This is a genomic window from Mesonia algae, from assembly GCF_003253545.1.
In the GTDB taxonomy this organism is placed as follows: domain Bacteria; phylum Bacteroidota; class Bacteroidia; order Flavobacteriales; family Flavobacteriaceae; genus Mesonia; species Mesonia algae.
In genome coordinates this window covers 124336-146964 of the sequence record NZ_QKYV01000006.1, presented here as the reverse complement: position 1 = coordinate 146964, position 22629 = coordinate 124336, and the positions used below count along the sequence as shown (strand labels likewise).

Here is a 22629-nt window from a genome sequence, read left to right as displayed (position 1 = left end):
TAGCAATAATTATTCCCACTCAATTGTAGCGGGTGGCTTAGAACTAATATCATACACTACTCTATTAACGCCTTTAACTCGATTTATTATAGTGTTAGATATTTTTTGAAGAAAATCATAAGGAAGATTTACCCAATCTGCAGTCATTCCATCTGTAGATTCTACTGCTCTTAAAGCAACTACTTTTTCATAAGTACGCTCGTCTCCCATTACACCAACCGAATTTACAGGAAGTAATATTGCTCCTGCTTGCCATACTTTATCATAAAGCATCCAGTCTTTTAAACCTTGTATAAAAATATGATCTACTTCTTGTAAAACTCTTACTTTCTCTGGAGTTATATCACCTAGAATTCTAATAGCTAATCCTGGACCAGGAAAAGGATGTCTTCCTAATAACTCTGGATCAATTCCCATTTCTGCTCCTACTCTTCTTACCTCATCTTTAAATAACATTCTTAAAGGCTCTACCACTTTTAATTTCATAAAATCGGGTAAACCTCCTACATTGTGATGAGATTTTATAGTTGCTGAAGGTCCGTTTACCGAAATAGATTCTATTACATCTGGATAAATAGTCCCTTGAGCTAAAAATTTTACATCTTTTAATAAGTGAGCTTCATCATCAAAAACTTCAATAAATACTCGACCTATAGTTTTTCTTTTTTCTTCAGGATCACTTTTTCCTGCTAACGCATCTAGAAAACGTGCAGATGAATCTACGCCTTTTACATTAAGACCCATATCTTTATATTGGTCTAAAACGCTATCAAATTCATTTTTACGCAACAAGCCGTTATTTACAAAAATACAGTAAAGATTTTTGCCTATCGCTTTGTGTAATAGAACCGCAGCAACGGTAGAGTCTACTCCTCCACTTAATCCTAATACAACTTTATCATCACCTACTTTTTCTCTTAATTCATCTACAGTCATATCTACAAAAGCTTCAGGTGTCCACTCTTGCTCTACTCCAGAAATTTTTACTAAGAAGTTTTCTAGTAATTGTTTCCCATCTGTAGAATGATATACTTCTGGATGAAACTGAATAGCAAAAGTTTCTTCTCCGTCAATTCTATAAGCTGCATTCAATACATCATGTGTACTGGCTAAACGAACTCCGTTTTCTGGCAGTTCTTTAATGGTATCACTATGAGACATCCAAACTTGAGAGTTTTCTGTAATAGCATCAAAAAGCATTTCCTTATCTTTAATAATAGAAAGGTTTGCTCTCCCATATTCTCTAGTTTGTGAAGGTTCTACTTTACCACCATGAAAATGAGCTAAATACTGCGCTCCATAACATACCGCAAGTAGAGGCACTTTTCCTCTAATTTTTGATAGGTCTGGATGCGGAGCATCTTCATTACGAACCGAAAAAGGACTTCCCGAAAGAATCACCGCTTTAAAGGTTTCTACGTTGTCTGGAATCTTGTTGAAAGGATGAATTTCACAGTAAATATTTAACTCTCTTACTCTTCTTGCGATTAGCTGAGTATACTGTGACCCGAAATCTAATATAAGTACGTTGTTTTGCATAGGCAAAAGTAACAATTTGAGTTAAAATTTATAAGCCTAAACCTATATTTTATATCTTTATTTTTTATTAAATAATTTATATAAATGATGAAGTACCTAAGTGCTATTATTTTTTCAATTGCTATTGTTATAGCTTCCTACTTTTTAGGCAGTGCATATATAGAACGCGCAAACACTAATGACTCTATTAAAGTTACCGGAGCTGGAAATTCTAATTTCACTTCAGATTTAATTGTTTGGAATGGTACTTTTTCTAGATTTAGTAAAGATCTTAAACAAGCTTATGAGGGTATCGCATTAGATAAAGAAATAGTAAACAAATATTTAGAAGAAAAAGGTATTAAGGAAGATGAAGTTATTTTTAACTCTGTTAATACTATAGAACGTACAAAAAGCAAATACGAAAACGGAAATTTTGTGGGTCAAGAGTTTGAAGGTTATGAATTAAGACAATCTATAAAAGTAGAATCTACTCAAGTGGAGCTGATTGAAAAAGTAGCTCGTGAAATTACTGAACTGCTAAATAGAGGTGTTCAATTTAATTCTACACCTCCAAGATATTATTATACTAAGTTGGCAGATTTAAAAATTGAAATGATTTCTAAAGCTACTGAAGATGCCAAGCTTAGAGCTGAACGCATTGCTAAAAATGCTGGAGGAAAGTTAGGAAAACTGAAAAAAGCAGATATGGGCGTTTTTCAAATTACTGGAAGAAATAGCGGAGAAGATTATAGCTGGAGTGGCGCATATAACACCTCTAGTAAAAAGAAAACCGCATCAATTACAATGCGGTTAGATTATGAAATTGAATAATATTCTTACTTCATTGAAGCTAAAATTTCTTCAATATCTTTTTCAGTAGTATCAGGATTTATAAAACAGAAACGAGAAATTGTTTCTGTTTTTCCATTTTTAGTCCATTTTGTAGGTGTAACTAAGGCAAATCCTGCTTTATGATTGTCATAAGTCCAGTCTCTATAATTATCGGGATTCCATCCTACTCTTCTAAATAGTACACAAGACAAACTAGGATCTCTTACCAATTCTAAATGAGGTGCTGCTTCAATTTGCTGGGCTGCATTTTGAGCCAGTTCTAGACCTCTTTCTATAGCTTCGGTATATTTATCGGTTCCATGCATGGCTAAAGAGAACCAAAGTGGCAATCCGCGTAAGCGTCTTGTTAATTGAATTTGATAATCTGATGGATTAAAACCTTGCGCACCTGGATCTTTAAAAATATCTAAGTAAGAACCTTTTTGAGAGTGAGCATTTTTTGCAAGTTCTAGATCTTTATAAATTACAGCTCCGCAATCGTAAGGAGAGAACATCCACTTATGCGGATCTATAGTGATGCTGTCTGCACGTTCAATACCGGTAAACAAATGTCTTACCGAGGGTGCGGCCAATGCTCCGCCACCGTATGCTGCATCTACGTGATACCACAAATTTTCTTTTTCACAAACATCGGCAACTGTATCTAACTCATCAATAATTCCTGCATTGGTAGTTCCACCGGTAGCAACTACTGCAAATAAACGTTTGCGATCAAGTTCACTTAAATCATCAATTGCTTTTTGAAGCCATTTACCCGTTAGTCGATCATCTTCATCATCGTCCACCAAAATAATATCTGCATCTATTACTTTTGCCATAGACTTCACCGAAGAATGCGCACCATTACTGGTAATAAGCAAAGCTTTATACGCTCTGTTGTCTTCGTTGCGATCGCGCCAAGCTTCACGAGCAGCAATCATAGCAGATAAATTGGCTGATGTTCCTCCACTCGTAAAAACACCAAAAGCTCCTTCGGGTAAACCGGTAAGGGAAACCAACCATTTCATAGCCTGATTTTCACAGAAGATTCCACCACCACCAGTCATCCAGTAAGCACCGTGCATACTAGAAGCTGAAGTAACTAAATCAAAAAGGGTCGCTGCTCTGGTTGGAGCGGCAGGTACAAATGCTAAATGTCTAGGATGATCTGCAGGAACGGCAGTCTTTACCAATACGTCTTTAAACATTTGGAAGGCTTTTTCGCCTCCAATGCCCTCTTTGGTGACTGTCTCGCCTACTCGATTTAAAAGTTCTTCTTCTCTAACTGGCGAGCCCAATTCTGGATTGGTATTAGAAATTCGGTTAATGGCGTATTTCATGATATCTAACGTCATCTCGACGGTTTCCATATCAATGGAATGCATGCTTTTCATAAGGTTGGTTTTTTAGTTTAGAAATTTAAAATTTCTATCTATGGTAAGGTTATAATTGTAAACTGCAAGTCTAAAGGCTTCAGTTCATTTTTCAAAGTAGGTATCAAATCTTCGCCATATATTTCATAAAACTTACTAAAGTTAGCTGTTCTCTCTTGTAAACTTTGATGTGGAAAAATTTGATCTTGTAAATGTACCAAACGTTTTAACTCGTCTTGCAATTTTCTTTTTTGAGCTTTTAATAAACGTTTTTCTAAATGGTCTAAACCATTAATTTGCTTTTTTTCTTGTGCTGCCACCGCACCATTAAAAGACTGGTCTGTTTTTTTAGCTAAGGAATAAAGATCTTTAAATTGCTGTTGAAGGTGTTTCTTTTGAGCGGAAAAATCTATTTCTATATCAGAAATTTCGTGAGTTCTTTTTGTAATTAAATCTTCTTGTTTTAAAAACATATCTGTTAAAGATAGATTTAATCGCTCTGCTTTTTCAGATTGTTTTTTAGACATAAGCAAAGCTGAATTCCTCAATAATAAGATTGGAAAAGTAACTTCTTCTTTACGGAAATATGATTTTAATTGAAACCAATAGGCTAATTCTCCACCGCCACCAATGTAACAAAGATTAGGCAAAACCACTTCTTCATAAAGCGGTCGCATAATTACATTAGGAGAAAAACGTTCGGGATGATTTTCTAATTCTACTAAAATTTCTTCTTCCGTAAAGCGGATGTTCGTCTCGTGAACGATATAAGATTCTTCATCTTTTACAATACGCTCTCTTAGGTTCTCTTTTAAATAAAAAAGATTAATCTCCCTTGGATTCACTTGTACTTTATATCCCAATTCATTCAACTTCTTTGAAGTTTTACCAACTTCATTTGAAGAATTTTGATGCAATAACTCATTTTTCACATACGGACTAAATTCTTTTTTTAGTGCTGCATCATTTCCGTCAAGGATAATTAAGCCGTATCCCCCAAATAATTCATTAGCTAAAAATCGAGTAGCTTCTGTAAGATTATCGTGCTCTAGATATGCTTTTTGAAACAGAGATTGTATATGTTTTGATTGATCTGAACCATTTAAAATGGTTTGAAACTTCTCAAAAACTTGTTTTAAACCTTTAGTATCAAGATCTCCAACCGCTCCGCTAGCTTCTCGTTGCCATTGAATTTTATGGTGTTCAAAATTAAAAAAATTGATTTCTTCAAAATCATGGTCTTCGGTAGCCATCCAATACACAGGAACAAAATGCTGTAGAGGATATTTCTCTGAAAGCTCTTCGGCTAAATTGATAGTCGAAATAATTTTATATAAAAAATAAAGCGGACCTGTAAACAAGTTGAGTTGATGCCCCGTCGTAATCGTAAAGCTATTTTCTTTCGCTAAAAAATCTAAATTTTCTTGAGTTTTAGCCGAAACAATTGTGTTTACATACTGATTCTTGAGACTTTCCACTAAAATTTTTCTAGTCTTGACAGAATAATTGTGTTGCTTGTTTTCCACTTGTTTTTGAAAATTCTCTAAACTTGGAAAGTTCTCGTAAAAGTCTTTTAAGGATTCTTTTTGATCTAAATAATCGTTGATTAAAGAAGAGAAGTAGTTCGTTTTTTGGTAAGCAATACAGTCGGCCATAGAAGTAGAATCTTAATCCTACAAAGATACATTTGTTGAGCTTTTTATCTACTAATTTTTAGTTAACAATATCAAGTAATAAATTGAACGCTTTTTTCCGTAAACTATTTATTTCATCAGATAATTACGTTTTAAGAGCAACAATGATATATTTTAATTTATAGAACTATAAAGTTCAAGTAAATAAAAAAGCCTTGGAAATTTCCAAGGCTTTTTTATTTTATTCTTCTGTAACAGGTTCACCGTAAAGATCAAAATCTTCGGCTTGGTTAATTTTTATTTGTGTAAAATCACCTGTCTTTAAGTAGTATTTAGTTGCATCTATTAAGACTTCGTTGTCTACATCGGGAGAGTCAAATTCTGTTCTACCAACGAAGTAATTTCCTTCTTTACGGTCAATAACACATTTAAACACTTTCCCTATTTTTTGCTGATTTAATTCCCAAGAGATTTGAGATTGAATTTCCATAATCTCATTCGCACGTTCTTGTTTTACTTCTTCAGGAACATCATCCTCTAGGTTATATGCGTGCGTATTTTCTTCGTGAGAATAGGTAAAAGCACCTAAACGCTCGAAACGCATCTCTCTTACCCAGTCTTTTAATTCTTGAAAATGAGCTTCGGTTTCTCCAGGATACCCAACAATAAGTGTTGTTCTTATTGCCATTTGAGGAACGATTTCTCGGAATTTATGAATTAAATCTGTAGTTTTTTTGTGGGTAGTCCCGCGACGCATAGATTTCAATAAATCATCTGAAATATGCTGCAACGGAATATCGATATAATTACAAACTTTTGGTTCTTCTTTAATCACATCGAGAACATCTTCCGGGAAACCGGTAGGGAAAGCATAATGCAAACGAATCCATTCAATCCCATCAACCTTTACCAGTTCACGAAGTAATTCTGCTAAAGCTCTTTTCTTGTAAATATCTAATCCGTAATAGGTAAGATCTTGGGCAATAAGAATCAATTCTTTTACTCCGTCTCTCGCTAAACCTTGAGCTTCTTTTACCAATTGCTCGATGGGTGTAGATTTATGACCGCCACGCATTAAAGGAATGGCACAAAACGAACAAGGACGATCGCAACCTTCGGCAATTTTTAAAAAGGCATAATTTTTTGGTGTAGTCGTAACACGTTCTCCTAAAAGTTCGTGTTTATAATCGGCTCCTAAAGCTTTTAATAAAGAGGGCATTTCGGTAGTACCAAAATATTGATCTACATTGGGAATTTCTTTCTGTAAATCTGGCTTGTATCGCTCAGAAAGACAACCGGTAACGAAAACTTTATCTACAATACCTTCTTCTTTCTTTTGTGCATATTCTAAAATAGTATTGACAGATTGCTCTTTAGCGTTATCTATAAATCCGCAGGTATTAATGACAACAATATTACCTTCTTCCTCATGAACCACCTCTTTCTTATTGGCTTTAAGCTGCCCCATAAGCACTTCAGAATCATAAATATTCTTACTACACCCCAGCGTTACGACATTAATTTTATTTTTCTTCAGTGATTTTGTTCTCATAGCAATTTTAAAAATGTGTGCAAAGATACAAAGCTTTTAAGACTTAAAAGCTTTATTTAATTAAGGATGAATTTAAATATATAGAATTTAAAAAAAGTCATTCCGTAAAGAATGACTTTTTGTTTTCTTTTCTTGTAGGGTTTAGATGGTCTTTTTAAAAAAAGAGTCTACAAATTCTAATTTATTAAATATTTGTAAATCTTCTATCCCCTCACCTACTCCTATGTATTTTACAGGAATTTGAAATTGATCACTAATACCAATAACAACTCCTCCTTTTGCTGTTCCATCAAGTTTGGTAACCGCTAAAGAAGTTACTTCTGTTGCTGCTGTAAATTGTTTAGCTTGTTCAAAAGCATTTTGTCCTGTACTACCATCTAATACCAATAAAACTTCGTGCGGAGCATCTATAATTACTTTTTGCATCACTCGCTTTACTTTAGAAAGCTCGTTCATTAAGTTCACTTTATTATGGAGTCTACCCGCAGTATCAATAATCACCACATCGGCATCCATTTTCACAGCACTCTGTAAAGTATCAAAAGCTACGGAAGCAGGATCACTACCCATACTCTGCTTTACAATAGGAACATCTACACGATCGGCCCACACCTGAAGTTGGTCTATTGCGGCAGCTCTAAAAGTATCGGCTGCTCCTAAAACTACTTTTTTACCTTGTGCTTTAAATTGATGAGCTAATTTACCAATAGTCGTAGTTTTACCTACACCATTTACACCCACTACCATAATTACGTATGGCTTTTTCTCAGAAATTAAATCTTTTTGTTCTCCTGAACCTGATTCGCTTAATAAACCTGCAATTTCTTCTCTCAAGATTACATCAAGCTCTGATGTACCTAAGTATTTATCTTTAGCTACACGAGCTTCAATACGATCTATAATTTTAATAGTCGTTTTTACCCCAACATCACTCGCTACTAATACTTCCTCTAAATCATCTAAAACCTCATCATCAACTTTAGATTTTCCTGCAACGGCTTTACTTAGTTTGCCAAAGAAGTTTTCTTTTGACTTTTCTAAACCTTTGTCTAAGGTTTCTTTTTTTTCTTTTGAAAAAATTTTTTTAAAAAAACTCATACGCTATACTTATGTGTGTTAGGCATAAGGGCAACCTTAGAGCTTTTTTAATGAAAATATAAAAAGCAACTACCCAAAAACCTAACTTTCTCATTTTAAAATTAAATTAATAAAATAAGAAACGCTCAAATTAAATGTTTCGCAAATATACACAAAAACAAAAAGCCGTCTCGAAAATTCGAAACGGCTTAGTTATTTTTTTATAAGTATTTATTTCTTATCGAAATAATCCTTTACATCTTCTGGCGCCATAATAGCTTCTTCAAAAGTATAAGCTCCAGATTTTGGAGATTTTACCATTTTGATCGCTTTACTAAGCCTCTTTGATCCTGTTTGTAACGATGCTACCGATTTCTTTGCCATAACTTATTACTTTATTTCTTTATGAACCGTCATTTTGTTAAGAATTGGGTTAAATTTCTTTAACTCCATTCTATCCGGCGTATTCTTTTTATTTTTTGTGGTAATATATCTAGAGGTACCTGGTTTACCAGATCCTTTATGCTCTGTGCATTCTAATATTACTTGAACTCTATTTCCTTTCTTTGCCATTGCTCTAAGATATTAAAGGTAAGATTACTTTTTTAAGAATCCTTTTTCTCTCGCTTCTTTAATCACAGCAGAGATTCCTTTTTTATTAATGTTTTTTAATGCGGAAGTCGATACTTTTAAAGTTACCCACTTATCCTCTTCTGGGATATAAAAACGTTTTTTAACTAAATTGGCGTTAAATTTACGCTTAGTTTTATTCATAGCGTGAGAAACATTGTTTCCTACCATCGCTTTTTTACCCGTAAGTTCACAAACTCTTGACATTTTTTCTAATCTTTTCTCGTTATTTCAAAACAGGATGCAAATTAACGATATTTTAATCTAATCTCCAACAATATCTTCATAAAAAATTAAGATAATTATGAAAAATAGCTTAAAAGAATTTCCTGCGCCTTTATTACTGCCTTTTCAATCACTTTTTCTCTTTTATTTCCGAAGTTAAATTGATAGACTTTTTCTTCTTTTTCACTCACTAAAGCAATATATACTGTCCCCAACTCTGCATCACTATCTCCTTTTGTAGGACCTGCATTACCCGTAGTAGCAATAGCTACGTCTGCCTTAAACAATTTCCTCGCTTTTAAAGCCATTTGAAGGGTTACTTCTTCACTTACCACACTAAACCTATCAATAAGCTCTGTAGGGATTCCTAAAACATCATTTTTACTACTGGTGGCATAAGTCACAATACTTCCTTTAAAGTACTGGGACGCGCCAGGATATGAGGTAAACCTAGAAGCTACTTCTCCCCCGGTACAACTTTCTGCAGTAACTAGTGTTTTTTTATGTTCAACAAACTTTTGGGCAATTTGTTCTTCTAAAGTTTCTTCTCCTTCAAAACCTTTAATAATATCACCTATAATATGCTGAAGCTTCTCTATTTCTGATTCAATTGAGTTTTCTAAAAATTCTCTTTCACTTCCCCGAGCACTTAAGCGCAATCTTACTCTTCCTAAACTAGGTAAATAAGCTAATTTAATGTGATTGGGAAGAGCTGTTTCCCAGCTTTCAATTTTTTCCGCAATAGCGCTTTCCCCTAATCCGTAAGTTAAAATCGTTTTATGAACAATATGAGGTCTTTCAAATTTTTGCTGAAGTCTAGGTAACACCTCATTATCTAAAAGTGCTTTCATTTCATAAGGAACACCTGGCAGTGAAATATATACAACATTGTTTTCATCAAACCACATTCCCGGAGCCGTACCATACTCGTTATTAAGAGCTATAGCCTTAGATGGAATCAAAGCTTGATCTCTATTAAGTTGGGAGATAGGAGTATCTACATATTTTTCAAATAATTTTTCTACATGAGAAAGAACTTTCTCATTTACCACATAAGAATCATTAAAATACCCACATAGTGTTTTTTTAGTTAAATCGTCATTGGTAGGACCTAAACCTCCAGTAATAATAACTATATGAGCTCTTCCACTTACATCATTCAGCGTTTGAGTAATATGCTCTTTTGTATCTTTTATAGAAGTGATTTGACCAACTTCTACTCCAATAGAATTTAATTTTTTTGAGATATAAGCTGAATTGGTATCTACAATCTGACCAATTAAAATTTCATCTCCAATAGTTATTATTTCTGCTATCATACGACTTGAAAATCTTCTTTTAAAGATTCGCAAGCTAACAAAACTTTCTTTTCAATAAGGCTTACATCCTCTAAAATATCTTTTCTCGTTACTCTATCTTTAGACCAAGATTCCAATCTTTTAATATTTTCTAAAAGCTCTAAACCAAAAATCTGCAAATTTGGTTTCATTTTATGAGCCACACTATAAGCCAATTCTGGATTATTATTTTCAACTGCCTCTCTCATCAGGTTGATATCTGGAGGAAGTTCTTCTAGAAATGCTTTTACTATTTCCACGACAAAATCATCATCACCTCCAGCCATTTCTTTTACCTGTTGCAAATCGTATATTTTCATTATTTCACTTTAATTTGAAAAACAGATTCTTTTTCAATATATCCATTTAACACGTCATTGGTTTTAACTCTCCCAACTCCTTCGGGAGTACCAGTAAAAATAATGTCTCCAATTTTCAAAGTAAAGAATTGTGAAACATATTCGATTATCTCATCAATTTGGCAGAGCATATGCGCAGTATTTCCTTTTTGAACCTCTTCACCATTCCTCTGTAATGAAAAATTGATATTTTGAAGACTCTCAAATTCTTCTTTTGAAAACCATTTTTCTCCAATTACTGCAGATCCATCAAATGCTTTAGATTTTTCCCAAGGCAATCCTTTTTCTTTTAATTGTGATTGTAAGTCTCTTGCCGTAAAATCTATACCCAATCCAATTTCATCATAATACTTATGAGCAAATTTAGACTGAATGTATTTCCCAACTTTATTAATCTTTACCAAAAGTTCAACTTCATAATGAACATCATCAGAAAAATCTGGAATAAAAAATGGTTGTTTTTTTAAAAGTACAGCAGTATCGGGTTTTAAAAAGATTACAGGATCTGTAGGTCTTTCATTTTTTAACTCCTCAATATGCTTAGCATAATTTCTTCCTATGCAAATAATCTTCATACGGTCTTAATTCAATTTATCTGATAGTTTTTTTAGCTTAATTGCTGTCAAAACCTTTTTTGTATATAAAGGAAAATCTGCGTTTTGAATCCAACCATAATATCCTGGTTCTTTTTCAAACACTTCTTCTACTAATTTACCTCGATGCTTTCCAAAAGAAAACACCTCTTCTCCTTTTTTATTGTAGGCTATAAACCCTGCAAAATCTACAAATTTCTTATGAGCACTAAATTCTGCTAACCATTTCATATCGTTTTCTAAATCTGGATATTTATCTAACTGCGATTCCAAAACTTCAAAAGTAGCGTTAGTATCCGCTTCAGCAGAATGTGCGTTTGTTAAATCTTTATCGCAGTAAAATTTATAAGCTGCTTCTAAAGTTCGTTTTTCTTTTTTATGAAAGATGGTTTGTACATCAACCGCCAAAGCGCTTTTAATATCAAAATCTATTCCTGCTCGAAGAAACTCTTCAGCTAAAAGTGGAATATCAAAACGGTTGCTGTTATATCCCCCCAAGTCACAACCTTTAATCATTTCATACACCTTTTTAGAAAGGTCTTTAAATGTAGGCTCATCTTTTATATCGTCATAACTTATGCCGTGAATCTTTGTAACTTCTGCAGGGATCTCCATTTCTGGATTTACACGCCACGTATAGCTTTCTTTATTTCCATTAGGAAAAACCTTAAGTATAGCTATTTCTACAATTCTATCTTTGGCAATATTGGTTCCGGTAGTTTCTAAATCGAAGAAACAAATGGGTTTGGTTAAATTTAATTTCATGGTATGGATTTTTGTAAAGATACTATATCACAAATTCTTTCATAAAAAAAAGCCCGAAACTTAATTCGGACTCCTTTTTTCTTTAATTTATTGATCTTGATTTAGACCGCTCTCGAATCATCAAAAGCCTCTAAATACTGAGCTACGCGTTGCACAAATTGACCTCCTAAAGCTCCATTTACTACACGATGATCGTAGCTATGAGATAAGAACATTTTATAGCGAATCCCGATGAAATCTCCGTCTGGAGTTTCAACCACGGCAGGAACTTTTCGTATAGCTCCTAGGGCTAAAATTGCTACTTGAGGTTGATTAATAATTGGAGTTCCCATAATACTTCCAAAAGTACCTACATTGGTAACTGTATATGTACCTCCCTGTGTGTCATCTGGTTTTAACTTTCCTCCTCTTGCACGTCCTGCTAAATCGTTAACAGCTTTAGACATTCCTACAAGATTAAGACGGTCTGCATTTTTAATTACAGGAACAATTAAATCTCCATTTGGTAAAGCTGCAGCCATACCCAAGTTGATATTCTTTCTTTTTATAATTTTATCTCCATCAACAGAAATATTAATCATAGGAAAGTCTTTTATAGCTTTTGCTACTGCTTCCATAAAGATTGGAGTAAATGTTATTTTTTCTCCTTCTTTCTTTTGGAATTCGTTTTTTACCTTATTTCTCCAGTTCCAAATCTTAGTCACATCTACTTCAATAAATGACTGTACGTGTGCTGACGTTTGAACACTGTTTACCATATGATGAGAAATCATTTTGCCCATCCTAGTCATTTCGATGATTTCATCATCACCATTTACACTAATAGGGGCAGCAGCTGGCTTTTGAGTTTTCGCTTCCGCGGAAGCGTTATTAGCAGCAACTGGCTGAGTAGAACTTTGATTCTTCCCTCTATTCGCTACAAAGTCTAATATATCATTTTTAGTTACCCTACCATCTTTTCCAGTCCCCTGAATAGATTCTAACTCGTTTAAACCAATGTTCTCTTCTTGAGCTATATTTTTAACCAAAGGAGAATAAAAACGATCGCTAGATGAAAAGTCTTGAGAAACTACCGCTTCTCTAGCCTGATTCACCATATCTTCTGCCTGCTGTGTGTTTGCTTCTTCTTTGTTTTCATTAGAACTTGGCGCTGGTGCAGGAGCATCTCCATCAGTTTCTATAATTGCAATCGTTTGGCCTACTTTCACTACATCATCTGGACCAAATAATTTTTCAACTAGAGTTCCTTCTACTTCACTAGGCACTTCACTATCCACTTTGTCGGTAGCAATCTCTAAAACTGCCTCATCCTCTTCTATTTTCTCTCCAACTTCTTTTAACCAATTGGTAATGGTTGCTTCTGCAACGCTCTCCCCCATCTTAGGAAGTTTTAATTCAAATTTTGCCATATCTTTAACCTAAAAGTGTGTTTTTTTATTTTGGTTGCGAATTTAATGAAAAAAACGCATTATGAATATCTATTTTGCAAAGTTTTACAAGTCCTTAACTTCTCCTTTACTAGTACTTTGATCGCTACCGAGGATAAAATTAAAATTTCTTGGTTTTATTCTAAAACAATTTTGTTTATTTTTTTGCTTTTCCATCACCATTTTTATATCGTCGGCTGTGATATATTCTGCATCAAAAACTATGTAGCTATCTGAAAGTGTTTTCTTTAATATTTCATTTACGGAAATACAATTAAATTTTTGATAGAGTATTTCTTCTAACCTTTCTTTTAATGCGGAAGTCTTATTTGTTACTAATAAATAGTTTGCATAGTCTTTTTGCACCTGCTCATTATTTGATTTTTTTATAAGCGCATCTTTTAAAGAAGCTAATTTTAAACCCTGTTGCACTAAAAACTGAACCGCTTTTCCCTTATTAAAATGCTTTTCATAGAAAATTTGCATTGCTCCATAAAACCTTTGCCTGTAAACCTTATCTCTAGTAGTACTTTCTCCCTTATAATGAATAATGCTTTCACTACCTAAATAATAGTTTTGATAACCTGCTTTTAAAAATTTATAGCTTAAATCTATATCTTCCCCATACATAAAATAGTCTTCATCTAACTTTCCTATTTTCTCATATCGTTCTCTGTGCATCCACATAAAAGCACCAACCAAGACATCTACTTTTCCTGTTTTGTTTTCGCTTAAAGCGGAATAATAATTTTTATTAATTTGAAAAATCTTCTCTAATGCTACTTTAGGGGTTGGTAAATTTCTTTTTGATTCTGGCAAGAAATTTCCGCAGCCATCTATGAGTTTTACTCCGATTGCTCCTACATCTTGCTTGGTTTCCGCGAAAGCGTACACATTTTTAAAAGTATGATTACCTACATAGGTATCGGGATTGAGAAGACAAACATATTTTCCTTTTGCATGTACAAAACCTAAATTATTGCCTTTACTAAAACCTGAATTCACCTTATTCTCAACCAATATCACTTGTGGGAAATACTTTTTTACCCAAGCCGAACTTTGATCTTCAGAGTTATTATCTACTACAATAATTTCGGCTTCTAAATCTTTGGTTGCCGCTATCACACTACTTAAGCAATGCATTAAATAATAAGGAACTTTGTAGTTTAGTATAAGTACAGAAAGCTGAATCACTTAAGAATTTTTTAAAGAATTTTCAAACGGAATACGATGTAAAATACTTCTACCCAATGTCACTTCATCGGCGTATTCTAATTCGTCTCCTACGCCAATACCACGAGCGATAGTAGAAGTTACTACTCCCTCTCCTTCTATTTGCCTGTAAATATAAAAATTTGTAGTATCTCCTTCCATGGTACTTGAGAGTGCAAAAATAATCTCATCTACTTCTTTAGCTCTTACTTTTTGCACAAGAGATTCAATATTTAATTGACTAGGACCTATACCATCCATCGGACTAATTTTTCCTCCTAACACATGATAAACTCCCTTATATTGACTTGTATTTTCTATCGCCATAACATCTCTCACATCTTCTACCACACAAACTATTGCTTTATCCCTGTTAGCATTGGCACAAATTTCACAAATAGTATGATCACTAACATTGTGACAATTTTTACAAAAGTTCACTTCGGTTTTTAAATCTATCAATGCTTTTGAAAGGTGCAAAGTTTGTTCTTCGGGTTGCTTTAACAAATGAAGTACTAAACGCAACGCAGTACGCTTTCCTATTCCTGGAAGCTGCGACATTTCTTCTACTGCTTTTTCTAATAGTTTTGATGAAAAATCCATAACAACAAAAATAGTATAATAATATTCAAATATTTGATTATTCGCTAAGTTTGCAAATACATAATTATTGTATTTATGCAGCCCACTACCATACTTATACTTATTGCCGCTTATTTTGGTATTTTAATGCTTATCTCTTACTTCACTGGGAAAGATGACTCTAATGATGCTTTCTTTAAAGCCGAAGGGAAATCTCCTTGGTATGTGGTTGCTTTTGGGATGGTAGGTGCATCGCTTTCGGGTGTAACTTTTATTTCTGTACCAGGTTGGGTCAAAGATTCGCAGTTTAGCTACATGCAAGTAGTACTAGGATATCTTGTAGGGTATTTAGTCATAACATTTATTTTGCTCCCGCTATATTATCGACTTAATGTTACGTCTATTTATGAGTATTTAAAAGAACGCTTTGGAAATGTAAGTTATAAAACAGGAGCGTTTTTCTTCTTCGTTTCTAGAGTTTTGGGAGCTGCTTTTAGGCTATTTTTAGTCGCAACGGTTTTGCAATATTTTGTTTTTGAAAATTGGGGAGTTCCTTTTATCCTTACCGTAGTAATTTCTATTGCCTTAATTTGGATTTATACCGCTCGAGGCGGAATTAAAACTATTGTATGGACAGATACGCTACAGACCTTGTTTATGTTGAGTTCTGTGGCTGTGGCTATTTATTTTATAAGTACAGAATTAAACTGGACTTTTGCTGATTATTTTTCCGCGGAAGCGTTACAACCTTATACCAAAACTTTTTTTACCGATGATTTTCTAGCCAAGAATTACTTTTGGAAATCTTTCTTTGGCGGAATGTTTATTACCATTTGTATGACTGGTTTAGATCAGGATATGATGCAAAAAAACCTAACATGTAAGAGTTTAGGAGACGCTCAAAAAAATATGCTTTCTTATAGTCTTGTTTTTGTACCCGTTAATATTCTATTCCTCTTTTTGGGAGCTTTACTCTTTATTTATGCCGAACAAAATGGAATTGCTATACCAATGCTTGACGGAAAAGAAAAAACAGATTTGCTTTTCCCAGAAATCGCCCTTAACGGAAATATGGGAATAGGATTGGGTATTATTTTTATTCTAGGATTGATTGCTGCCGCCTACTCTAGCGCAGATAGTGCTTTAACTTCCCTAACAACTAGTTTTTGTGTAGATTTTCTAGATATCAAAAAGAAAAAAGCTATCGCTCAAAAAGGGTTACGAAAGAAAGTACATTTAGGAGTTAGTGTTCTTTTAATTTTAGTGATTGTTGCGTTTAAATACCTTTTAGATAGCAGCGTAATCGATTTACTTTTAAAAGCCGCTTCTTACACCTACGGACCTTTATTAGGTCTATTTACTTTCGGTATTTTCACTAAAATAAGGATTAAAGATAGGTGGGTTTGGTTGGTTTCTATCACCTCTGTGATTATAACATATATTATTGGTAGTATTCCCCCAGAATATATTGCCGGTTACCACTTTAATTATGAATTACTTATTGTGAATGGCGCATTAACTTTTATTGGTTTAGTATTGATTCGTAGAAAGTAGTACCAACGTACAAGCGATTTCAACATCTATATTTGCCTCTCTTAGTAGTTTATAAAATTCGGGGTTTTCTGTCCCTGGATTAAATATTACACGCTTAGGTTGAAGTTTGATAATGTATTCATAATACGACTCTTGTCGTTTAGGATTAAGGTATAAGGTAACTGTATGTACATCATTAAATAGTTTCTGTTCTGTTTCTATTTTAACACCATTTACCTCACCATCTCGCAAACCTATAGCTACTGTATTTATATGATAAGATTTCAATCTATTGATAGCAATATTAGAATATCTATTTTCTTTTAAAGATGCTCCTATCACCAATGTTTTCTTATTTTCCATAAATTAATGTATAATAGTTTTTTATTTTTGAATCTAAATCTAACTTAAAATCATGAATTTACAATCCCATTTAACGAACTCTAACATTTTAAAAAAAACAGTATTATTTTTATTTATCTCCCTGCTATTATGCTCTTGTGTAAGCGATAAGTATACTGCAAAAAATATATCTTTTAGAACTAACGAAAAAGATTTTAGAGACCAGTTTAAGGATGCTCAACAAGCAAAATTATCTTGGTTTTTTAAGAGTGGGTATATCGATGGTGAACTTAAGACAAGTCAAAGTATAAATTTGGAGTTATATTATGCTAATGACATAATTATGACTGAAGACTTCATAGAAAATAAATTACAATTAGCACAAGAAGTTTCAAATACAGAAATCATAAATAAAACTGAATTTGATAGTTTGAATGTAAAAATATATAATGGAAGTTCATTGCTTGGAGAAAGAAGGGAAAAAATAAATCTTCTTAAAGATAATTCTTAATACCTATATTTCAATTCACTACAAATTATTACACTTTCAATTTCGTTAATAAAAAGTTAAAAATATTTAGCTGTGCAACGCATCTCAACTTATGTCGTCATTAAGGTAGAGACATTTGTTTTATTTAGTTGAACGGTTAATCAGTGCAGTAGTTATGGTTAGTGAAGTATTGATTAATCAAAATTGGTCCCGCTATGAAAATAGCGGGATTAATTTAAGTTTAAGTACTCGTTATCAAAATGTTAAAAGTAAATTTTGATGCAACTTTTTTAAACAATTATCGTCTTATAGATAGAAAGATGTTGGTAATTTATTTGAATTAGCCTTTAAAAAATTGAACTAACGGAAATCATTATAAAAACCCTTGGCTTGATCCCCAAGGGTTTTGTTTTTTACCAACTTATAACTGCACTACCCCAAGTAAATCCGCTACCAAAAGCTGCTAATACCACGTGATCACCTTCTTTAATTTTGCCTTCTTCCCAAGCCTCTGTTAAAGCTATAGGTATAGATGCTGCCGTAGTGTTACCGTATTTTTGAATGTTGTTATAAACCTGTTCGTCTTTTAATTGAAATTTCTTCTGAATAAATTGTGCTATTCTTAAATTCGCTTGATGCGGAATAAGGATATCTATATCCTTTACTTCCAGTCCGTTTTCTTGTAAACCTTCATGAATCACCTCAGAAAAACGAGCAATCGCATTTTTAAATACGAATTGTCCGTTCATATACGGGTAATATGGAATATCTTCTTGAGGGTTTTCTTCAATAATTTCTGGGACCCAATGCATAGTACTCGGGCCTTTTAAAGAAAGTTCTAAGGCGTGTTTTCCCTCTGAGTGTAAGTGAGTAGAAAGAATCCCTTGTCCGTTATGGTTACTTCTGGTAAGCACTGCCGCTCCAGCTCCATCGCCAAAAATGACAGAGACAGATCTTCCGCGGGTGCTCATATCTAAACCTCCGCTATGATTTTCACTTCCGATAAGGAGAACATTTTTATACATTCCCGTTTTAATAAATTGATCGGCTACTGATAGCCCATAAATAAAACCGCTACATTGGTTTCTTACATCTAAGGCTGGGCAAGTATGTATACCTAACATTTCTTGTACTTGCACTCCACAACCAGGAAAATAGTAATCTGGACTAAGTGTTGCAAAAACAATTAAATCGATATCATTCTTATCTATATTCGCTCTCTCTAAAGCAATTTTAGCTGCTTTTACACCCATGGTTGCCGTAGAGTTACCATCACCCTTTTTAATGTGTCTTCTTTCTTTTATACCAGTTCGCTCTTGTATCCATTCATCATTAGTGTCCATCACTTTAGATAAATCATCATTAGTGACTACATTTTCTGGAACATAACTTCCCAGTCCGGCTATTTTAGATTGATATAACATATTTTTCTATTAAAGTTGAGCAAATGGTTTTTTTTGAAAATTTTATCTGCGCAAGCAATATACATATTATTAGTATTGTATAGAAAAATTGACTTTACTAATTGCATGCATAAGACAGATATTTTCTACATTTAAAAAGTTATTTTTATCTTAATAAGCATCATCATTATAAAGATTTGAAAGTCAAATTTCTTTATATTCGTATATTAAACTAGCAACATTGCAACAACAACTTATCTTATTAGCCGTACTAGGAACTTGCTTTTTATTAATGGCTTGGCTACCATCATTATCAAAAATCACGAAGATAAGTTATCCCATTTTTTTATTGATTTTGGGAATGTGTACCTTTTGGTTAGGTATTCCGTTTGATTGGCCTGCACCATTTTGGAAAGATGACAAAATTATGTTGTTATCAGAGATTATTGTAAATGTATCATTAATGAGTGCTGGCTTAAAAATTAACCTTCACTACGCCAAGAAAAATTGGAAGATTCCATTAAGGCTTATTGCTATTACTATGCCTTTAACTATTCTAGCTTTTTTTCTATTAGGCATTAGTTATTTTTCATTATCTATACCATTAGCGGTTTTATTCGCAGCAGTTTTAGCTCCTACAGATCCTGTGTTAGCTTCAGAAGTTCAACTTAAAGATACTTTTGTAGATAAGGATAAGGGAGATGAAAATTTGACAGAATTTTCCCTAACAAGCGAAGCTGGTTTAAATGATGGTTTGGCATTCCCTATAACTTATTTAGCTGTACTGCTCATTGAAAATAATGGAATTGAAGGTTTTGATTGGCTTTCCTATTTTGGGGACAAAGTTTTTCTAAAAATAGGGATTGGTATAGCCTCTGGACTCTTGTTTGGTTATTTAGTAGCAAGAATACAGCATTACCTAAAGAAAGGTTTGAACGTTAAAACCCGCGACGGTTTATTAGCTTTTTCAATTGCAATTTGTTGTTACAGTGTAACCGAACTTATTCACGGTTATGGATTTTTAGCTGTATTTATTGCAAGCCTAACCGTTAGAAACTCGTATCATATTAACGATGATTACAAAAAGAAGCTACATAGTTTTGTTGAAGAAACTGAACGTTTACTTTTGGTGCTTTGGGTTGTTCTTTTTGGAGGTAGCATTTTAAATGGTGTTTTTGACGACATTTCGTGGACCACAATTGCAGTAGCCGTAGGATGTATTTTAATTTTACGACCAGTCTGCGGTATGCTGGGATTAGTTAACACCAAAATTAAAATGAAGGAACGATTGGTTCTCAGTTTTTTTGGCATTAGAGGGATTGGATCATTATTCTACTTATCCTGGGCATTTATGTATCTTAAAGAAAAAGGAATTGAAGTCTTAGAAAAAGATAAGCTATATTCCATTGTAATTCTCATCGTCTTTTGTTCCATATTAATCCACGGACTTACCGCTCCATACCTCTTTAAAAATTTTAAAAAGAAGTAGTTTTCAAAATCTAAGAGCATTCATGATATATGCTTGTATAATAAAAAAACAGGCTTCTTAAAGCCTGTTCTTTTCCCTAACCAATCAACTAGATATGACAACTAGTTACTTTAAATACTTTTTAAAGTTATTTACCTTAATTTCTGCTTTCAGATCGTGAAGTAAATTATATAAGCCAAAAAATGTTCTATTAATATATAGAAAATGCTTACTTCCCCTATTTCCATTCATTTTTCGCAGCTCTGTATCTTTACTATATTTTTCGCTTAGCGCGGAAATCTTATTCCAAAATTCTTCGTTAGAAAAATCAAAGGTTTCATTATGAAACGGACTCGTAAAAAGACTTAGCATCTCGTAGAATAATTCCGAAAAGAAATCTATCTCCTTATCGGAATCATCTGGACGTAAAATTTCCAATTCTGATAATTTTGCAAGAAAAAACTTTCTGTTATTAATATTTTCTGGAACCGCCAATTCAAAATAAGGTGTATAAAATTCTTCAGGAACTTCTTTAATACACCCAAAATCAATAGCGATTAAATTCTTGTCCTTATCAACTAAAAAATTACCAGGATGAGGATCTGCATGAACCGCTTTCAACTCGTGCATTTGATACATATAAAAATCCCATAAAGCCTGCCCTATTTTATCTCCGTCTTCTTTCTTAAAATCGGTTTTCGTGAATTCACTTAAATGCTGGCCTTGCATCCAATCCATCGTAATGATTTTCTCACTCGATAAGTCTTCATAATACTTAGGAAATCGTAAACCTTCAATTTGCGCGCATTTTTGAGAGATATGTTTGCTTTGCTTTACCTCTAGAATATAATCGGTTTCCTCAATCAGTTTTCCTTCTACTTCTTTAAAATATTTATCAGAATCACTTCCTTGTAAATTGAACATTCTTGTAGCAATGGGTTTTACCATCGCTAAATCTGAACTTATACTTTCAGCAACACCAGGATATTGAATTTTAACCGCCAGCTTCTTACCGTCTTTCGTCGCTTGATGAACCTGTCCTATACTGGCTGCGTTAATTGAATTAGAATTAAATGTATCATATAATTCTTCAGGATATTCTCCGTTATACTTTTTAAAAGTTTTTCTAACCAAAGGAGCCGAAAGCGGTGGAACACTAAATTGAGCTAAGCTAAATTTTTCAACATAAGCACTTGGCAACAAACTTTTTTCCATAGAGAGCATTTGCGCTACTTTTAAAGCACTCCCCTTAAGGTTTTTTAGTCCGTCATAAATATCTTCCGCATTGTCGTTATCCAGTTGATCTCGGCTTAATTCTTTATCAAAAGCTTTCTTACTATAATATTTCAAGTAATTTCCGCCAATTTTAACACCGGTCTTTACCATTTCTGTGGTGCGCCCGAGCTTTCCCGTTGGTATTTTATCTATTGATTTCATTTTCTAAGCCATTTTTTCTTTAAAGAGGAACTTTCCAAAATCTAATACACGTTCTAAAGGTGTATTATCAAAAACATCAAAAATAGTATTGACAGACTTTTCTATGGCAACATCGGTTTTCTCAAATTGAGGAGAATTATCATCCATCCAAAATTTCAGTAAAAACATCATTTGCAACCAAGCTCCTTCAGAAAAAACAGTTTCATTCTTTTGAAGCAACTTTATATTTTTGGCGTCATTATCTTCAGCAATTAAATCTTTAGCGAAATTTTTTACATTTTTCCGCAGACCTTTTAACTGTTCTAGGTTCTTAAGTGTACTTTCGTTTCTATTCAGCATAAAGAGAACATAACTTCTATTTGCAGTAAGCATTTCAAAAAAAGTATAGAAGAAAGTGAGCATTTTTTCTCTATTAGAAAATGAATCCACTTCGGGTGCAGCTTGCATTAAAGTGACACTCTTTATATAAAATTGTTCCCAAATTTCTTTTTGAATAGCTTCTAGGCTTCCAAAAGATTGATAAAATTCTTCTTCGTTAGATTTGTTTTCTTTCGCAAACTTATAAACAGACTTAGGAACTGTTTCGTGTTCTAAAACATATTCCATATAACTAGAGATCCACTTTTCTGTAGTCATTTTTACTGATTTCTTTTTCGTAACAGTTTTTTTCTTCTCCATAACATTCTATTTGAATCAAAGATACGGTTTTGTTAACCTATTATTTAAAAACATTAAACAAAACTTTGTTAAATATAATCTATTGTTTTAGGCGTAAAAAGATAGAAGTTATTACACTTCTAGTATGCCAGTTTGTCATTTTAATTTTAATGGTATTTTT

Annotated in this window: 23 protein-coding genes; 4 read left to right on the top strand and 19 right to left on the bottom strand. The window is 33.3% G+C overall.

Translation table 11 applies throughout. The annotated features are described in order from the left end of the window. Positions 1–9: 9 nt before the first annotated feature. The gene (guaA, locus tag LX95_RS11310; RefSeq protein WP_111541569.1) at positions 10–1539 is read right to left on the bottom strand and encodes a glutamine-hydrolyzing GMP synthase; all 1530 of its coding nucleotides are present in this window, start codon (positions 1537–1539) and stop codon (positions 10–12) included. Positions 1540–1626: 87 nt separating this feature from the next. On the opposite strand from guaA, the gene LX95_RS11305 reads away from it, so the two are divergent. Continuing rightward, the gene (locus LX95_RS11305; protein WP_111541568.1) at positions 1627–2352 is read left to right on the top strand and encodes an SIMPL domain-containing protein; all 726 of its coding nucleotides are present in this window, start codon (positions 1627–1629) and stop codon (positions 2350–2352) included. A gap of 5 nt (positions 2353–2357) precedes the next feature. Here the strand turns inward: LX95_RS11305 and LX95_RS11300 are convergent, their stop codons facing one another. The 14 genes from LX95_RS11300 to recR form a co-directional block, all read right to left on the bottom strand. Beyond that, positions 2358–3746, bottom strand: coding sequence for a pyridoxal phosphate-dependent decarboxylase family protein (locus tag LX95_RS11300; RefSeq protein ID WP_111541567.1), 1389 nt, complete (start codon positions 3744–3746; stop codon positions 2358–2360). A gap of 38 nt (positions 3747–3784) precedes the next feature. Continuing rightward, positions 3785–5380 (bottom strand): bacillithiol biosynthesis cysteine-adding enzyme BshC, encoded by a 1596-nt coding sequence (bshC, locus tag LX95_RS11295; RefSeq protein ID WP_111541566.1) that lies wholly within the window; start codon positions 5378–5380, stop codon positions 3785–3787. 220 nt (positions 5381–5600) lie between these two features. Beyond that, a complete protein-coding gene (gene rimO / locus LX95_RS11290) occupies positions 5601–6911 on the bottom strand; it encodes a 30S ribosomal protein S12 methylthiotransferase RimO (protein WP_111541565.1) in 1311 nt (436 codons plus the stop codon). Positions 6912–7052: 141 nt separating this feature from the next. After that, the gene (gene ftsY, locus LX95_RS11285; protein ID WP_111541564.1) at positions 7053–8009 is read right to left on the bottom strand and encodes a signal recognition particle-docking protein FtsY; all 957 of its coding nucleotides are present in this window, start codon (positions 8007–8009) and stop codon (positions 7053–7055) included. 210 nt (positions 8010–8219) lie between these two features. Next, positions 8220–8372 carry a DUF4295 domain-containing protein gene (locus LX95_RS11280; protein ID WP_111541563.1) on the bottom strand — a complete coding sequence of 51 codons (153 nt, stop codon included), beginning with the start codon at positions 8370–8372 and terminating at the stop codon, positions 8220–8222. A 6-nt stretch (positions 8373–8378) separates the two neighbouring features. Then, a complete protein-coding gene (rpmG, locus tag LX95_RS11275) occupies positions 8379–8561 on the bottom strand; it encodes a 50S ribosomal protein L33 (protein WP_111541562.1) in 183 nt (60 codons plus the stop codon). 24 nt (positions 8562–8585) lie between these two features. After that, complete coding sequence (rpmB, locus tag LX95_RS11270) at positions 8586–8825, bottom strand: 50S ribosomal protein L28 (RefSeq protein ID WP_111541561.1); 240 nt, start codon at positions 8823–8825, stop codon at positions 8586–8588. 95 nt (positions 8826–8920) lie between these two features. Next, positions 8921–10162 (bottom strand): CinA family nicotinamide mononucleotide deamidase-related protein, encoded by a 1242-nt coding sequence (locus tag LX95_RS11265; RefSeq protein WP_111541560.1) that lies wholly within the window; start codon positions 10160–10162, stop codon positions 8921–8923. Continuing rightward, positions 10159–10500 (bottom strand): Hpt domain-containing protein, encoded by a 342-nt coding sequence (locus tag LX95_RS11260; protein WP_111541559.1) that lies wholly within the window; start codon positions 10498–10500, stop codon positions 10159–10161. The genes LX95_RS11265 and LX95_RS11260 overlap by 4 nt, the downstream gene beginning before the upstream one ends. Next, positions 10500–11114, bottom strand: a complete 615-nt coding sequence (locus LX95_RS11255) for a fumarylacetoacetate hydrolase family protein (protein WP_111541558.1) — start codon at positions 11112–11114, stop codon at positions 10500–10502. The genes LX95_RS11260 and LX95_RS11255 overlap by 1 nt, the downstream gene beginning before the upstream one ends. A 6-nt stretch (positions 11115–11120) precedes the next feature. Then, positions 11121–11897 (bottom strand): 3'-5' exonuclease, encoded by a 777-nt coding sequence (locus LX95_RS11250; RefSeq protein ID WP_111541557.1) that lies wholly within the window; start codon positions 11895–11897, stop codon positions 11121–11123. A gap of 101 nt (positions 11898–11998) precedes the next feature. Then, positions 11999–13306 (bottom strand): dihydrolipoamide acetyltransferase family protein, encoded by a 1308-nt coding sequence (locus tag LX95_RS11245; RefSeq protein ID WP_111541556.1) that lies wholly within the window; start codon positions 13304–13306, stop codon positions 11999–12001. Between the two features lie 84 nt (positions 13307–13390). Then, complete coding sequence (locus LX95_RS11240; protein ID WP_245924765.1) at positions 13391–14518, bottom strand: glycosyltransferase family 2 protein; 1128 nt, start codon at positions 14516–14518, stop codon at positions 13391–13393. Beyond that, positions 14519–15139, bottom strand: a complete 621-nt coding sequence (gene recR, locus LX95_RS11235) for a recombination mediator RecR (RefSeq protein WP_111541555.1) — start codon at positions 15137–15139, stop codon at positions 14519–14521. A gap of 75 nt (positions 15140–15214) precedes the next feature. Here recR and LX95_RS11230 point away from each other — a divergent pair, with 75 nt between their 5' ends. After that, a complete protein-coding gene (locus LX95_RS11230) occupies positions 15215–16672 on the top strand; it encodes a sodium:solute symporter (protein WP_111541554.1) in 1458 nt (485 codons plus the stop codon). Here LX95_RS11230 and LX95_RS11225 read toward each other — a convergent pair. Then, complete coding sequence (locus LX95_RS11225) at positions 16649–17014, bottom strand: CoA-binding protein (protein WP_111541553.1); 366 nt, start codon at positions 17012–17014, stop codon at positions 16649–16651. The two genes, LX95_RS11230 and LX95_RS11225, sit on opposite strands and share 24 nt — an antisense overlap. 52 nt (positions 17015–17066) lie before the next feature. On the opposite strand from LX95_RS11225, the gene LX95_RS11220 reads away from it, so the two are divergent. Then, on the top strand, positions 17067–17504 hold the full coding sequence (locus LX95_RS11220) for a hypothetical protein (protein WP_111541552.1): 438 nt from the start codon (positions 17067–17069) through the stop codon (positions 17502–17504). A gap of 392 nt (positions 17505–17896) precedes the next feature. On the opposite strand, the gene LX95_RS11215 is transcribed toward LX95_RS11220, so the two are convergent. Further along, complete coding sequence (locus tag LX95_RS11215; RefSeq protein WP_111541551.1) at positions 17897–18907, bottom strand: 3-oxoacyl-ACP synthase III family protein; 1011 nt, start codon at positions 18905–18907, stop codon at positions 17897–17899. A 220-nt stretch (positions 18908–19127) separates the two neighbouring features. Here LX95_RS11215 and LX95_RS11210 point away from each other — a divergent pair, with 220 nt between their 5' ends. Continuing rightward, the gene (locus LX95_RS11210; RefSeq protein ID WP_245924764.1) at positions 19128–20375 is read left to right on the top strand and encodes a cation:proton antiporter; all 1248 of its coding nucleotides are present in this window, start codon (positions 19128–19130) and stop codon (positions 20373–20375) included. 105 nt (positions 20376–20480) lie between these two features. Here the strand turns inward: LX95_RS11210 and LX95_RS11205 are convergent, their stop codons facing one another. Then, positions 20481–21791, bottom strand: a complete 1311-nt coding sequence (locus tag LX95_RS11205; RefSeq protein WP_111541550.1) for an ABC1 kinase family protein — start codon at positions 21789–21791, stop codon at positions 20481–20483. Positions 21792–21794: 3 nt separating this feature from the next. After that, positions 21795–22469, bottom strand: coding sequence for a TetR family transcriptional regulator C-terminal domain-containing protein (locus LX95_RS11200; RefSeq protein WP_111541549.1), 675 nt, complete (start codon positions 22467–22469; stop codon positions 21795–21797). Positions 22470–22629: the final 160 nt, after the last annotated feature.

Coding starts and splice junctions, on each gene's coding strand:
- LX95_RS11205 (WP_111541550.1), bottom strand. CDS start 21,791: ATGAAATCAATAGATAAAATACCAACGGGAAAGCTCGGGCGCACCACA.
- LX95_RS11255 (WP_111541558.1), bottom strand. CDS start 11,114: ATGAAGATTATTTGCATAGGAAGAAATTATGCTAAGCATATTGAGGAG.
- LX95_RS11300 (WP_111541567.1), bottom strand. CDS start 3,746: ATGAAAAGCATGCATTCCATTGATATGGAAACCGTCGAGATGACGTTA.
- LX95_RS11220 (WP_111541552.1), top strand. CDS start 17,067: ATGAATTTACAATCCCATTTAACGAACTCTAACATTTTAAAAAAAACA.
- LX95_RS11305 (WP_111541568.1), top strand. CDS start 1,627: ATGAAGTACCTAAGTGCTATTATTTTTTCAATTGCTATTGTTATAGCT.
- recR (WP_111541555.1), bottom strand. CDS start 15,139: ATGGATTTTTCATCAAAACTATTAGAAAAAGCAGTAGAAGAAATGTCG.
- LX95_RS11215 (WP_111541551.1), bottom strand. CDS start 18,907: ATGTTATATCAATCTAAAATAGCCGGACTGGGAAGTTATGTTCCAGAA.
- LX95_RS11230 (WP_111541554.1), top strand. CDS start 15,215: ATGCAGCCCACTACCATACTTATACTTATTGCCGCTTATTTTGGTATT.
- LX95_RS11245 (WP_111541556.1), bottom strand. CDS start 13,306: ATGGCAAAATTTGAATTAAAACTTCCTAAGATGGGGGAGAGCGTTGCA.
- ftsY (WP_111541564.1), bottom strand. CDS start 8,009: ATGAGTTTTTTTAAAAAAATTTTTTCAAAAGAAAAAAAAGAAACCTTA.
- guaA (WP_111541569.1), bottom strand. CDS start 1,539: ATGCAAAACAACGTACTTATATTAGATTTCGGGTCACAGTATACTCAG.
- LX95_RS11260 (WP_111541559.1), bottom strand. CDS start 10,500: ATGAAAATATACGATTTGCAACAGGTAAAAGAAATGGCTGGAGGTGAT.
- LX95_RS11265 (WP_111541560.1), bottom strand. CDS start 10,162: ATGATAGCAGAAATAATAACTATTGGAGATGAAATTTTAATTGGTCAG.
- bshC (WP_111541566.1), bottom strand. CDS start 5,380: ATGGCCGACTGTATTGCTTACCAAAAAACGAACTACTTCTCTTCTTTA.
- LX95_RS11280 (WP_111541563.1), bottom strand. CDS start 8,372: ATGGCAAAGAAATCGGTAGCATCGTTACAAACAGGATCAAAGAGGCTT.
- LX95_RS11250 (WP_111541557.1), bottom strand. CDS start 11,897: ATGAAATTAAATTTAACCAAACCCATTTGTTTCTTCGATTTAGAAACT.
- LX95_RS11225 (WP_111541553.1), bottom strand. CDS start 17,014: ATGGAAAATAAGAAAACATTGGTGATAGGAGCATCTTTAAAAGAAAAT.
- rpmB (WP_111541561.1), bottom strand. CDS start 8,825: ATGTCAAGAGTTTGTGAACTTACGGGTAAAAAAGCGATGGTAGGAAAC.
- rimO (WP_111541565.1), bottom strand. CDS start 6,911: ATGAGAACAAAATCACTGAAGAAAAATAAAATTAATGTCGTAACGCTG.
- LX95_RS11200 (WP_111541549.1), bottom strand. CDS start 22,469: ATGGAGAAGAAAAAAACTGTTACGAAAAAGAAATCAGTAAAAATGACT.
- rpmG (WP_111541562.1), bottom strand. CDS start 8,561: ATGGCAAAGAAAGGAAATAGAGTTCAAGTAATATTAGAATGCACAGAG.